This window comes from Streptomyces manipurensis (assembly GCF_049570255.1).
In the GTDB taxonomy this organism is placed as follows: domain Bacteria; phylum Actinomycetota; class Actinomycetes; order Streptomycetales; family Streptomycetaceae; genus Streptomyces; species Streptomyces manipurensis.
Map to the genome: position 1 here is coordinate 1,895,194 of NZ_CP186950.1, position 12,693 is coordinate 1,907,886.

Below are 12,693 nucleotides of genomic sequence, written 5' to 3' on the forward strand. Positions count from 1 at the left end.
CCAGACTCAAGACCACCCATGCTCATGTCAATGGGGCGTGCGGCGAAGGGGCCCGCACGAGTGATCGCGCGGACCCCTTCTGCCGTAGGGCTTCGGGCTAACCGGCCATGTTGTCGGCCATTTCCTCACTGAGGTCCAGGTTCGACTCCGTGCCCGGGATGCCGAGGTCCTGGGCGCGCTTGTCGGCCATCGCCAGCAGGCGCCGGATCCGGCCCGCGACCGCGTCCTTGGTCAGCGGCGGGTCGGCCAGGGCGCCCAGCTCCTCCAGGGAGGCCTGCTTGTGCTCCATGCGCAGCCGGCCGGCGGCCGCGAGGTGCTCGGGCACCTCCTCGCCGAGGATCTCCAGGGCGCGCTGCACGCGGGCTCCGGCGGCCACGGCAGCCCGGGCCGAGCGGCGCAGGTTGGCGTCGTCGAAGTTGGCGAGGCGGTTGGCCGTGGCGCGGACCTCGCGCCGCATCCGCCGCTCCTCCCAGGCCAGCACCGACTCGTGCGCGCCGAGCCGGGTGAGCAGGGCACCGATCGCGTCGCCGTCGCGGACGACGACCCGGTCCACCCCGCGCACCTCGCGCGCCTTCGCGGCGATGGAGAGCCGACGGGCGGCACCCACCAGGGCCAGGGCGGCCTCCGGGCCGGGGCAGGTGACCTCCAGGGAGGAGGACCGGCCGGGCTCGGTGAGCGAGCCGTGGGCCAGGAAGGCGCCGCGCCACGCCGCCTCGGCGTCGCAGGTCGCTCCGGACACCACCTGGGGCGGGAGGCCCCGGATGGGGCGCCCGCGGCCGTCCACGAGGCCCGTCTGGCGCGCCAGCTGGTCGCCGCCGGCGACCACGCGCACCACGTAGCGGCTGCCGCGGCGCAGTCCGCCGGGTGCCATCACGACCAGGTCCGAGGAGTGGCCGAAGATCTCCAGGATGTCCTTGCGCAGGCGCCGGGCGGCGATCCCCGTGTCGAGCTCCGCCTCGATGACGATCCGGCCGCTCACCAGGTGCAGCCCGCCCGCGAACCGAAGGATCGCCGAGACCTCCGCTTTCCTGCAGCAGGTCCGGGTGACGGGGAGCCGGGAGATCTCATCCTTCACCGCTGGCGTCATCGCCATGGGCCGATCCTTCCATGCATCCGAAAAATACGGTCGTACGCGGCGGCCAGCAGCTCCGGGTCGTGCTTCGGCGAGCCGTCCTGCCTGGCCACGGGGGCCAGCTCGACCGCGGCTCCGAACCGTTTCGCGGCATCGGCGAGGGACTCGCGGTCGGGCACGGCGGCCTCGTCGGCCAGCACCACGTCCAGGGCGAGTTTAGGGGCGTGTCGGGCCAAAACCTCCAAATGACGCTGCGGAGAGAAGCCCTCTGTTTCGCCGGGCTGCGGCGCGAGGTTCAGCGACAGGACCCGTCGGGCCTTCGTCTCGATCAGCGCGTCGAGCAGTTCCGGCACCAGCAGGTGCGGGATGACGGAGGAGAACCACGACCCCGGACCCAGCACCACCCAGTCGGCGTCGAGCACCGCCGCGACGGCCTCGGGCACGGCCGGCGGGGCCGTCGGCACCAGCTGTACGGATTGCACCTCGCCCGGGGTGAGGGCCACCGTGGCCTGTCCGCGGACGGTGTCCACGTCCTCGGGTCGGGCCGGGTCGTGGCCCCGCACCAGCGCCTGGAGCTCCAGGGGCACCGCCGACATCGGCAGCACGCGGCCCTGGGCGCCGAGCAGCCTGCCCACCAGGTCCAGGGCCTGGACGGGGTCGCCGAGCTGCTCCCACAGGGCGACGATCAGCAGGTTGCCGACGGCGTGCCCGTGCAGGTCGCCCTCGGACTGGAAGCGGTGCTGGATGACGCGCGCCCAGGTCTGCCCCCAGTCGTCGTCCCCGCAGAGCGCGGCCAGCGCCTTGCGCAGGTCTCCGGGCGGCAGCACGCCGAGCTCCTCGCGGAGCCGGCCGCTGGAGCCGCCGTCGTCGGCGACGGTGACCACGGCGGTGAGGTCACCGGTGATGCGGCGCAGCGCGGCGAGGGAGGCCGACAGCCCCTGTCCGCCTCCGAGCGCGACCACCTTGGGCGTCGCGCCGCGCCGGCGGCCGGAGCGTCCCGCGCCGTCCTCGCCCCGTCCCGGGGTGAGGCGGCGCAGGCGGCTCAGCCGCGGGGTCCGTGCGGTCACTCGCGCCCCATGTCCCGGTGGACGACGACGGTCTCGACTCCCTCGGAGGCGAGGCGGGCGGCGAGCTTCTCGGACATGGCGACGCTGCGGTGCTTGCCGCCCGTGCACCCGACCGCGATGGTCACGTAGCGCTTGCCCTCGCGGCGGTAGCCGGTGGCGATGAGCTGGAGCAGCTCGCTGTAGCGGTCGAGGAACTCCTTGGCGCCGGGCTGGCTGAAGACGTACCCCGACACCTCCTCGTTGAGCCCGGTGAAGGGGCGCAGCTCCGGCACCCAGTGCGGGTTCGGGATGAAGCGGCAGTCCACGACCAGGTCGGCGTCGACGGGGAGGCCGTACTTGAAGCCGAAGGACATGACGGTGGCCCGCAGCTCGGGCTCCTCGTCCCCGGCGAACTGGGCGTCCATCTTGGCGCGCAGCTCGTGCACGTTGAGGCTGGAGGTGTCGATCACCAGGTCGGCGTCGCCGCGCAGCTCGCGCAGCAGGTCGCGCTCGGCGGCGATGCCGTCGGTGATGCGGCCGTCGCCCTGGAGCGGGTGCGGGCGGCGGACCGACTCGAAGCGGCGGACCAGCGCGTCGTCGGAGGACTCCAGGAAGACGATGCGGCGGGTGACGCCCTTGCTGTCGAGGTCGGCGAGCGACTCGCGCAGGGCGTCGAAGAACTGGCGTCCGCGGACGTCGACGACGACGGCGATGCGCGCCACGTTGCCCTGGGAGCGGGCGCCGAGCTCCACCATGGTGGGGATCAGCGCCGGCGGGAGGTTGTCGACGACGAACCAGCCGAGGTCCTCCAGACACTTGGCCGCCGTGCTGCGGCCGGCCCCGGACATACCGGAGATGATCACCAGCTCGGGGATGGCCGCCTCTGCGGTCTCACCGGGCTCCACTGTCGTGCCGGTACTCACCTGTGCTCCGTCTCGGTCGTGCGTGCTGTTCGGCTCGGTCATTGCTCGGTCCCCCGTTCGGACGGTGTCCCCCGGCTGTCGCCGGGGGCGCCTCCGCCGGCCGGGGCGGAGGTCTCGTCCTCAATGATCTCTCCTGTGGCCGTGTTCACGGCAGGACCGGCGGGGACCGCCCCGGCGAGGGCCGCGGCCACGGTCTCGGCCGTCTTGCGGCCGACACCCGGGACCTCGCAGATCTGCTCGATTGTCGCCTGTCTCAGCTTCTTCACCGAACCGAAGTGCTTCACCAGGGCCTGCTTGCGGCTCTCGCCGAGGCCCGGCACCTCGTCCAGCGGCCCCGATTTCAGGCGCTTGCCGCGCTTGCTGCGCTGGTACTGGATGGCGAAGCGGTGGGCTTCGTCACGCACCCGCTGGAGCAGGTAGAGGCCCTCGCTGGTGCGGGGCAGCACGACCGGGTCGTCCTCACCCGGCAGCCAGACCTCCTCCAGCCGCTTGGCCAGCCCGCACACGGCGACGTCGTCGATCCCCAGCTCCTCCAGGGCCCGCTTGGCGGCGGCGACCTGCGGCTGCCCGCCGTCGACCACGACGAGCTGCGGCGGGTACGCGAAGCGCTTGGGCCTGCCGTCGTCCTCCGGCGCCGCTCCCTCGCCTTCCTCGGCCTCCCACTCGCCGGTCCTCAGCTTCTCCTGGAGGTAGCGGCGGAAGCGGCGCGAGACCACCTCGTGCATGGAGCGGACGTCGTCCTGGCCGGCGAAGGACTTGATCTGGAAGCGCCGGTACTCGCTCTTGCGGGCGAGTCCGTCCTCGAAGACGACCATGGAGGCGACGACGTCGTCCCCCTGGAGGTGGGAGATGTCGAAGCACTCGATGCGCAGCGGCGCGCCGTCCAGGTCGAGGGCCTCGGCGATCTCCTCCAGGGCCCGCGAGCGGGTCGTGAGGTCCGCGGCGCGCTTGGTCTTGTGCAGGGCGAGGGACTGCTGCGCGTTGCGGTGGACGGTCTCCATGAGGGCCTTCTTGTCACCGCGCTGCGGTATCCGGAGGCTGACCTGCGAACCGCGGCGCCCGGCGAGCCACTGGGCCATCGCCTGCGTGTCCTCGGGGAGGGCCGGGACCAGCACCTCCTTGGGGACGGACTCGCCCTTCTCCTCGCCGTACAGCTGCTGGAGGGCGTGCTCGACCAGGCCGGCGGTGTCGACGGCCTCGACCTTGTCGGTGACCCAGCCGCGCTGGCCCCTGACCCGGCCGCCGCGGACGTGGAAGATCTGCACGGCGGCTTCGAGCTCGTCCTCGGCGACCGCGATCAGGTCGGCGTCGGTGGCGTCGGCGAGGACGACGGCGTTCTTCTCCATGGCCCGGCGCAGCGCCCCGATGTCGTCGCGCAGCCGGGCGGCCTTCTCGTACTCCATGTCCTCGGCCGCGAGGTGCATCTCCTTCTCCAGCCGGGAGAGGTAGGCGCCGGTGCGGCCGGCCATGAAGTCGCAGAACTCCTCGGCCAGTTCGCGGTGCTCCTCGGGGGTGACCCGGCCGACGCAGGGCGCGGAGCACTTGCCGATGTAGCCGAGCAGGCACGGCCTGCCGATCTGGGCGGAGCGCTTGAACACCCCGGCGGAGCAGGTCCGTACGGGGAACACCCGGAGCATCAGGTCGACGGTCTCGCGGATGGCCCAGGCGTGCGCGTACGGCCCGAAGTAGCGCACGCCCTTCTTCTTGGGGCCGCGCATGACCTGGACGCGCGGGTACTCCTCGCCGAGGGTGACGGCGAGGGACGGGTAGCTCTTGTCGTCGCGGTACTTGACGTTGAACCGGGGGTCGTACTCCTTGATCCAGGAGTACTCCAGCTGCAGCGCCTCGACCTCGGTGGACACCACGGTCCACTCGACGGAGGCGGCGGTGGTGACCATGGTGGCGGTGCGGGGGTGCAGTCCCGCGACGTCCTGGAAGTAGTTCGCCAGGCGCTGGCGCAGGCTCTTGGCCTTCCCGACGTAGATCACCCGGCGGTGCTCGTCGCGGAATCGGTAGACCCCCGGGGAGTCGGGGATCTGACCCGGCTGGGGACGATAGCTGGAAGGGTCGGCCATGCCGCCCACCCTACTGGCGCGCACCGACAACGCCCCGCAGCCCTTTGGCCTCCGGCGCGGTACGCGGGCAGGGGCCGCCGGGCCGGGTTTCAGCCCGTCCGGCGACTGAGGCGCGGGGTCCGGGGCGGAGCACCGGGGCACCCCGACCAGCCCCGCCGGCGATTGAGGCGCGGGGTCGGGGGCGGAGCCCCGGGGAACGGGGGAAGGGCGGGGCGGGGAGAGCCGCCCGCGGGGCCCGGCCCCGGGGTGGGGGGCGGGCCGGGCCCCGCGGGGGCGGCCGCTCAGGCCCGCGGGCCCGCCCGGCGGGAGCGCCGCACGGCGGCCGCACCCAGCACCCCGAGCGCCAGCACACCGGCCCCCGCCGCCCAGGGCACCTCGGCCCCCTCGGCGGCGGCCGGCGCAGCGACCGGCGCAGGGACCGGCACCGCACCGGCCTCCGCGTAGCCGCCCGCCGCGCCGCGTTCCGCGTACGGGGAACCGGGGAGCTTGTCCCCGTACGCCCGGGCGACCCGCGTCCGGTAGGCGTCCAGCGTCGTGCCCGCGGCACCCACCGCGCGCTCGGCGTCCTCGTCCAGCGGCAGCACCCTTGCGCCGTCGGCCACGTACCAGGCGTCGATCTGCGGTTCGCGGAACACCGTCCCGCCGGGCAGTTTCGCGGCGCCCTGTCGCGCATAGCGGAACTCGTCGTCGCCGGTCGCGATGTTCACGACCTGCCAGCCGGCCTCCGTCCGCGCGGTCCACAGGGCGGCCTGCTGCCCGTCGGAGGAGACGGCCCGGCTGGCGAGGAACTCCAGGCGGGCCACGGGGGCCTCCGCCCGGCCCGCGACGAACTCCGGGGAGAGGTGGTGGACCGGTATCGCCTCGCCCTCGATGCGGGGCCGTGCGGCGGCGAGGGACACCTTGCCCTCCCGGGCGAAGAACCGGGAGAGCGTGGCCAGGGTGTCGGGGGCGGCCGCCGCCCGCCCGGCGGCCGCCCTGTTCTCGGCGGTGGCCGCGGCGGGCTGCGGCACGGGGGCCGCGGTGGCGGCCTGCGGGGCGGCGAGCCCGAGGAGGGCGGTGGCCGCGAGGACGGCCGCGGCGGCCGAAGCGCGCAGGGTCATGGCGGTCACGCCCCGATCCGGTAGAGAGAGTGGGTCCAGGAGAAGGTGTTGTTGTTGACGTACCAGGCGTGGGAGGCCCAGTTGTAGCGGTCGCTGGAGGGCCAGGGGTCGCCCCAGTAGACCCAGTTGGAGGCGGTGTCGTAGCCGTAGACGACGTGCATGTGGCCGCCGCCGCCCGACCACTGGATACGGGTCTCGATCGGCCGGTTCGCGTTGATCTCGGTCTGGACGGTGGAGTACTGCAGCCAGCCGGTGACGTAGGAGCCGGGGCTGACGCCCGCCCAGCGCAGCCCGGTCTGGACGTTGCCGAGGGTGGCCTGGTTGTTGGGGCAGTCGGTGCCCTGCTGGCGGTTGAAGGCGGCGTTGCAGAACTGGTTCTGGCTGTGGTCACGGCCGAACCAGGTGGCGATGGTGTTGCCTCCCGCGGCCCAGCACCAGTTGGTCTTCTGCTGGGCCTGCATCGTGATGTTGAGCCGCTTGGTGGCGAGGGCGGAGTCGGTGCCGGCCTGCGCCGCGGTGGCGGTCGCGGCGCCGGGCAGGACGAGGATCAGGGCGCTGAGCAGGGCGGTGACGGCGGCGGCCGGGGAGAGCCGCCGGTTTCGGGTGCGCATCGCGTTCCTCCCGATGGGGGGAGTGGGGGGGGTGGAGGAGCGCGTCCGGACGCTGTGCAGGAGCATCAGGGAGTTGTCGCGATCAGGTCAACACGCTTCAATACGCGATGACGTTGCAGTGTGAACGGTGGGACTGCGGTGTGAACGGTTGCTGTCGTTTCACCTGGCCCCCCCGACGCTGCCGCCGTGACCCCCACCACGGCGCGTGTGAACGTTCACAGAGGAGTCGCGATGCGGCCTTCCACCGACCCCGCGAGTACCGCCGAACTGAACCGGCTGCTGCGCGGCGGCCCCTTCCACCTCGCCCTGCGCGCCGCACTCGCCGCGCGCGGGCTGCCCCTGCACCGGGTCCAGCACCGCCTCGCGGCGCAGGGCATCAAGGTCGGGGTGACCAGCCTCAGCTACTGGCAGCGCGGCGCCCGCCGGCCGCACCACCCCGAGTCCCTGCGGGCCGTCACCGCACTGGAACGGATCCTGGAACTGCCCGACGGGTCCCTGGTCCGCCTGCTGGCCGACCCCCGGCCCGCGGGCGGCGGCGCACGCCGCCCGCCCGGCCGCTCCTACCGGGCGCTGCTCGGCGTGGGCGGGACGGTGGAGCACCTGCTGGACGGGATGGACCTCCCGCCGGACGGCGGCCTGCACTCGGTCGGGCACCACGAACGGGTCCGCATCGGAGCGGCGGGTGAGCTGCGGACCCGCGAGTCGCAGCAGATCGTCCGCGCCCACCGCGACGGCGTCGACCGCTATCTCGCGGTCCACCAGGGCGACCCCGGCTGCGACGTGTCCCGGGTCCGCGTCACCGCGTACGAGAACTGCCGCACCGGACGCGTGCGGTGCCATCCGGAAGCCGGGATCGTGGTCGCCGAGCTGCTCTTCGACGCCCGGCTGCGGCGCGGGGACACGTACGTGTTCGGCTACGGCGTCGAGGACGGCACGGGGCCGCGCAGCGGCGAGTACGTCCGCGGCTTCAGCTACGCGGGCGGGCAGTACATGCTCCAGGTCCGCTTCGACGAGGCGGCGCTGCCGGTGCGCTGCCGGCGCTTCGCCCGCAGCGGACCGCAGTCCCCGCACACCGGCGTGGCGGACCTGACGCCGAGCGGCCGGCACCGCGCCGTGCACCTGGTCGACCAGTCGGTCCGGCGCGGCATCCTGGGCATCGCCTGGGACTGGGACTGACCGGCTCCCGCGCACCTGGTGCGGGCCGGTGCGGGCTCAGCCCGCGACGAGCCGGCCGTTCTCGGCCTTGACCGGGACCTCGGGCAGCGGCTGGGCGGCGGGGCCGCGCAGGACGGCGCCGGTGGCCACGTCGAAGCGGCTGCCGTGGCAGGGGCAGTTCCCCTCACCCTCGACGATCTTGTCCAGGACGCAGCCGGAGTGCGTGCACTGGGCGCTGAAGGCCTTGTAGCGTCCCTCCGCCGGACAGCTGACGACCAGCTTCTCCTCGCGGTACAGCTTCGCGCCGCCCACCGGCACCTCGGCGGCCGCGCCCAGGTCCACGGGGGCGGTGGGGGTGGCGGGCGTGCCGCCGCCGCTGTTGGTCTGCGTGGAGCAGGCCGTGAGCACCGCCGCCGCCCCGGCGGCACCGGCGAGCGCGGCGGCGCCCTTGAGGACGGTACGGCGGGCGGCGGGCTGCGGCGCGGACATGCGGATCTCCTGGGGTACGGGCGCGGTCGGGCGGCGTGCGGAACGCGGACGCGGGAGGGATCCCGGCCCGGGCACCGGCGGCCCACCCGACGATACCGCCGCCGTATGGGGTACCTTCCCCCGCGTGATCGTCGTCGGCGGAGAAGCCCTCATCGACCTGGTGCCCCTCGCGCAGCCGCCGGGCGCGCTGCTCCCCCGGCCGGGCGGGGGGCCGTACAACACCGCGGTCGCGCTCGGGCGGCTCGGCGCCGAGGTGGCCTTCTGCTCCCGGGTCTCGGCGGACGGGTTCGGCGAGGGCCTGCTGGCCGGGCTGCGCGCGGCCGGGGTGGACGTGTCGCTGGTGCAGCGCGGGCCGGAACCGACCACCCTCGCCGTGCCGTCGCTGGCCCCGGACGGCTCGGCGTCGTACGGGTTCTACGTGGAGGGCACCGCGGACCGGCTCTTCGGCCTGCCGGCCGCCCTCCCGGACGCGGCCCGGGCCCTCGCCCTCGGCACCTGCTCGCTGGTCCTGGAACCGGGTGCGAGCGCCTACGAGGCCCTGCTGCGCCGGGAGTCGCGGCGCGGGCTGCTGACCCTGCTGGACCCCAACATCCGCCCCGCGCTGATCGCGGACCCGGCGGCCCACCGCGCCAGGTTCGCCGAGCGGCTGCTGCCGCACACGAGCGTGCTGAAGCTGTCGGAGGAGGACGCGGCCTGGCTGGGAGGGCGGGTCGACGACTGGCTGGCGGCCGGGCCGTCGGCGGTGGTCCTCACCCGTGGCGCGGCCGGCCTGACGGTCCGCACGCGGGACGGCCGGGAGTACTCGGCGGCGGCCCGCCCGGTCGCGGTGGCGGACACCATCGGCGCGGGCGACACCGTGAACGCCGCCCTGCTGCACCGGCTCACGGCCGCTCCCGGCGGGCCGGTGGACTGGCCGGAGGTCCTGGCGTACGCCGCCCACGCGGCGGCCCTGACCTGCACCCGCCCGGGCGCCGAACCCCCGTACGCGGCGGAGCTCGGCGCCTAGCCTCCCGGCCGGCGGCGGAACCCGGCGCACAGCCGCCGGACGGCACGAGCGCCGCGCCACCGGCCCGCCGGGTCCGGCCGCGCAGCCCCCGCACCGGCCCCGGGCCCCTTCCGCCCGGCCACGGCGCGGTGGGGTCTCCGCCGAACGGGGACCGGGGCAGGCCCCGGGACGGCGGGAGGGGCCCGGTACGACGGCCGGGCCCCTCCTGTGCTGCCGAGCCGAGCGCAGCGACTAGGCCTTGCGGGCCCTCGCCGTCGTCTTCTTGGCCACCGTCTTCTTGGCGGGAGCCGCCTTCTTCGCGGCGGCCGCCTTCCTGGCCGGGGTCTTCTTCGCGGCGGCCCGCGCCGGAGGCGCCCCCGCGTCGGAGACCCGGTCCGCCCCGAGGATGTCCCGCAGGAACTTGCCGGTGTGGCTCGCGCCCACCGACGCGACCTGCTCGGGGGTGCCCTCGGCCACCACCTGGCCGCCGCCGTAGCCGCCTTCGGGGCCCATGTCGATGACCCAGTCCGCGGTCTTGATGACGTCCAGGTTGTGCTCGATGACGATCACCGAGTTGCCCTTGTCGACCAGCCCCGACAGCACCTTGATCAGCTTCGAGATGTCCTCGAAGTGCAGGCCCGTCGTCGGCTCGTCCAGCACGTAGACCGTCCGGCCCGTCGAGCGCTTCTGCAGCTCGGAGGCCAGCTTCACGCGCTGCGCCTCACCGCCCGAGAGGGTCGGCGCGGACTGGCCGAGCCGGACGTAGCCGAGGCCGACCTCGTTCAGCGTCTTCAGGTGCCGCGCGATCGTCGGGACCGCCTCGAAGAAGCCCAGGGCCTCCTCGATCGGCATGTTCAGCACCTCGGCGATCGACTTGCCCTTGTAGTGGACCTCCAGCGTCTCCCGGTTGTACCGGTCGCCGTGGCAGACCTCGCAGGGGACGTAGACGTCCGGCAGGAAGTTCATCTCGATCTTGATCGTGCCGTCGCCGGCGCAGTTCTCGCACCGGCCGCCCTTGACGTTGAAGGAGAAGCGGCCCGGCAGGTAGCCGCGCACCTTCGCCTCCATCGTCTCCGCGAAGAGCCTGCGGACGTGGTCGAAGACACCGGTGTACGTGGCCGGGTTCGACCGGGGGGTCCGGCCGATCGGCGACTGGTCGACGTGCACCACCTTGTCGACGAGCTCGTCGCCGTCCACCCGCGTGTGGCGCCCCGGCACCGAACGGGCGCCGTTCAGCTCGCGGGCCAGGTGCGTGTAGAGGATGTCGTTGACCAGGGTGGACTTGCCGGAGCCCGACACGCCCGTCACGGCCGTGAGCACGCCGAGGGGGAAGGAGACGTCGATGTCCCGGAGGTTGTTCTCCTTGGCCCCGTGGACGGTGAGCCTGCGCTCGCCGTTCACCGGGCGGCGGACGTCCGGGATCTCGATGGACTTCTTGCCCGAGAGGTACTGCCCGGTCATCGACTCGGTGTTCTTCAGCAGCTCCTTCAGGGAACCGCTGTGGACCACCTTGCCGCCGTGCTCACCCGCGCCCGGGCCGATGTCCACCACCCAGTCGGCCACCTTGATGGTGTCCTCGTCGTGCTCGACGACGATGAGCGTGTTGCCCATGTCGCGCAGCCGGACGAGGGTCTCGATCAGCCGGTGGTTGTCCCGCTGGTGCAGGCCGATGGAGGGCTCGTCCAGCACGTACAGCACGCCGACCAGGCCGGAGCCGATCTGGGTGGCGAGCCGGATGCGCTGGGCCTCGCCGCCGGAGAGGGTGCCGGCGGCGCGGTTGAGCGAGAGGTAGTCCAGGCCGACGTCCACGAGGAAGCGGAGCCGCTCGTTGACCTCCTTGAGGACCCGCTCGGCGATCTTCTTGTCGCGGGCGTCGAGGCGCAGGCGGCCGAGGAAGTCGGCGCACTCGCTGATCGACATGGCGGCGACCTCGGCGATGGACTTCTCCATCACCGTCACGGCGAGCACGATCGGCTTGAGGCGGGTGCCCTCGCAGGTCGGACAGGGCACCTCGCGCATGTAGCCCTCGAAGCGCTCGCGGCTGGCGTCGCTCTCGGACTCGGCGTGCCGGCGCTTCACGAACGGCACGGCGCCCTCGAAGGCCGTCGTGTAGGCCCGCTCGCGCCCGTACCGGTTGCGGTAGCGGACCTCGATCTGCGTCTTGTGGCCGTACAGCAGGGCCTTCTTCGCGCGGGCGGGCAGCCCGGCCCAGGGGATGTCGGTGCGGAAGCCTAGCTCCCCGGCGAGGGCGCCGATCAGCCGCTGGAAGTAGTCCTTGGTGTGGCCGAGCGCCCACGGGGAGACCGCGCCCTCGTCCAGGGACTTGTCCTCGTCCGGGACGATCAGCTCCGGGTCGACCTCCATGCGGGTGCCGATGCCGGTGCACTCGGGGCAGGCACCGAAGGGCGAGTTGAAGGAGAAGGAGCGCGGCTCCAGCTCCTCGAAGGAGAGGTCGTCGTAGGGGCAGTAGAGGTGCTCGGAATACATCCGCTCACGCTCCGGGTCGTCCTCGGCGAGGTCGACGAAGTCCAGGATCACCATGCCGCCGGAGAGGCCGAGGGCCGTCTCGACGGAGTCGGTCAGCCGGCGCTTGGCGCTGTCCTTGACCGTGAGGCGGTCGATGACCACCTCGATGGTGTGCTTCTCCTGCTTCTTCAGCGTGGGCGGCTCGGAGAGCTGGATGGTCTCCCCGTCCACCCGCGCCCGGCTGTAGCCCTTGGTCTGCAGGTCGGAGAAGAGGTCGACGAACTCGCCCTTGCGCTCGCGCACGAGCGGCGAGAGCACCTGGAAGCGGCTGCCCTCGGGCAGCGCCAGCACCTTGTCGACGATGGCCTGCGGCGACTGGCGGGAGATGGGCCGGCGGCATTCGGGGCAGTGCGGCTTGCCGATGCGGGCGAAGAGCAGGCGGAGGTAGTCGTAGACCTCGGTAATGGTGCCGACGGTCGAGCGCGGGTTGCGCGAGGTGGACTTCTGGTCGATGGAGACGGCCGGCGAGAGGCCCTCGATGAAGTCGACGTCGGGCTTGTCCATCTGCCCGAGGAACTGGCGGGCGTACGACGAGAGCGACTCGACGTAGCGGCGCTGGCCCTCGGCGAAGATCGTGTCGAAGGCCAGGGAGGACTTGCCCGACCCGGAGAGTCCGGTGAAGACGATGAGCGAGTCGCGGGGCAGGTCGAGCGAGACGTTCTTGAGGTTGTGCTCGCGAGCGCCACGAACGATGAGACGGTCGGTCACGCC

Annotated in this window: 10 protein-coding genes; 2 read left to right on the top strand and 8 right to left on the bottom strand. The window is 73.3% G+C overall.

What is annotated here, in order from left to right; genetic code table 11:
* Positions 1 to 97: 97 nt before the first annotated feature.
* From whiA to ACPU2J_RS08755, 6 genes are all read right to left on the bottom strand, one after another.
* On the bottom strand, positions 98 to 1,093 hold the full coding sequence (gene whiA / locus ACPU2J_RS08730; RefSeq protein WP_030009075.1) for a DNA-binding protein WhiA: 996 nt from the start codon (positions 1,091 to 1,093) through the stop codon (positions 98 to 100).
* Entirely contained in the window at positions 1,084 to 2,139 is a 1,056-nt protein-coding gene (locus ACPU2J_RS08735) for a gluconeogenesis factor YvcK family protein (protein ID WP_399818337.1), read from the bottom strand. The genes whiA and ACPU2J_RS08735 overlap by 10 nt, the downstream gene beginning before the upstream one ends.
* Positions 2,136 to 3,083, bottom strand: coding sequence for an RNase adapter RapZ (gene rapZ, locus ACPU2J_RS08740; RefSeq protein ID WP_361591861.1), 948 nt, complete (start codon positions 3,081 to 3,083; stop codon positions 2,136 to 2,138). Before rapZ ends, ACPU2J_RS08735 begins: the two co-directional genes overlap by 4 nt.
* Positions 3,080 to 5,116 (bottom strand): excinuclease ABC subunit UvrC, encoded by a 2,037-nt coding sequence (gene uvrC, locus ACPU2J_RS08745; protein WP_420081156.1) that lies wholly within the window; start codon positions 5,114 to 5,116, stop codon positions 3,080 to 3,082. The genes rapZ and uvrC overlap by 4 nt, the downstream gene beginning before the upstream one ends.
* Positions 5,117 to 5,397: 281 nt before the next feature.
* Positions 5,398 to 6,216 carry a hypothetical protein gene (locus ACPU2J_RS08750; protein ID WP_420082470.1) on the bottom strand — a complete coding sequence of 273 codons (819 nt, stop codon included), beginning with the start codon at positions 6,214 to 6,216 and terminating at the stop codon, positions 5,398 to 5,400.
* 5 nt (positions 6,217 to 6,221) lie between these two features.
* Complete coding sequence (locus tag ACPU2J_RS08755; RefSeq protein WP_420081155.1) at positions 6,222 to 6,827, bottom strand: papain-like cysteine protease family protein; 606 nt, start codon at positions 6,825 to 6,827, stop codon at positions 6,222 to 6,224.
* Between the two features lie 231 nt (positions 6,828 to 7,058).
* Here ACPU2J_RS08755 and ACPU2J_RS08760 point away from each other — a divergent pair, with 231 nt between their 5' ends.
* Positions 7,059 to 8,003 (top strand): hypothetical protein, encoded by a 945-nt coding sequence (locus ACPU2J_RS08760; RefSeq protein WP_365493812.1) that lies wholly within the window; start codon positions 7,059 to 7,061, stop codon positions 8,001 to 8,003.
* Between the two features lie 36 nt (positions 8,004 to 8,039).
* Here ACPU2J_RS08760 and ACPU2J_RS08765 read toward each other — a convergent pair whose 3' ends face one another.
* On the bottom strand, positions 8,040 to 8,471 hold the full coding sequence (locus ACPU2J_RS08765) for a Rieske (2Fe-2S) protein (protein WP_365074152.1): 432 nt from the start codon (positions 8,469 to 8,471) through the stop codon (positions 8,040 to 8,042).
* Between the two features lie 124 nt (positions 8,472 to 8,595).
* Here ACPU2J_RS08765 and ACPU2J_RS08770 point away from each other — a divergent pair, with 124 nt between their 5' ends.
* Complete coding sequence (locus tag ACPU2J_RS08770; RefSeq protein WP_365138692.1) at positions 8,596 to 9,477, top strand: carbohydrate kinase family protein; 882 nt, start codon at positions 8,596 to 8,598, stop codon at positions 9,475 to 9,477.
* 231 nt (positions 9,478 to 9,708) lie between these two features.
* Here ACPU2J_RS08770 and uvrA read toward each other — a convergent pair whose 3' ends face one another.
* A complete protein-coding gene (uvrA, locus tag ACPU2J_RS08775) occupies positions 9,709 to 12,690 on the bottom strand; it encodes an excinuclease ABC subunit UvrA (RefSeq protein ID WP_420081154.1) in 2,982 nt (993 codons plus the stop codon).
* Positions 12,691 to 12,693 lie beyond the last annotated feature (3 nt).

Coding starts and splice junctions, on each gene's coding strand:
- whiA (WP_030009075.1), bottom strand. CDS start 1,093: ATGGCGATGACGCCAGCGGTGAAGGATGAGATCTCCCGGCTCCCCGTC.
- rapZ (WP_361591861.1), bottom strand. CDS start 3,083: ATGACCGAGCCGAACAGCACGCACGACCGAGACGGAGCACAGGTGAGT.
- uvrC (WP_420081156.1), bottom strand. CDS start 5,116: ATGGCCGACCCTTCCAGCTATCGTCCCCAGCCGGGTCAGATCCCCGAC.
- ACPU2J_RS08750 (WP_420082470.1), bottom strand. CDS start 6,216: ATGACCCTGCGCGCTTCGGCCGCCGCGGCCGTCCTCGCGGCCACCGCC.
- ACPU2J_RS08755 (WP_420081155.1), bottom strand. CDS start 6,827: ATGCGCACCCGAAACCGGCGGCTCTCCCCGGCCGCCGCCGTCACCGCC.
- ACPU2J_RS08760 (WP_365493812.1), top strand. CDS start 7,059: ATGCGGCCTTCCACCGACCCCGCGAGTACCGCCGAACTGAACCGGCTG.
- ACPU2J_RS08765 (WP_365074152.1), bottom strand. CDS start 8,471: ATGTCCGCGCCGCAGCCCGCCGCCCGCCGTACCGTCCTCAAGGGCGCC.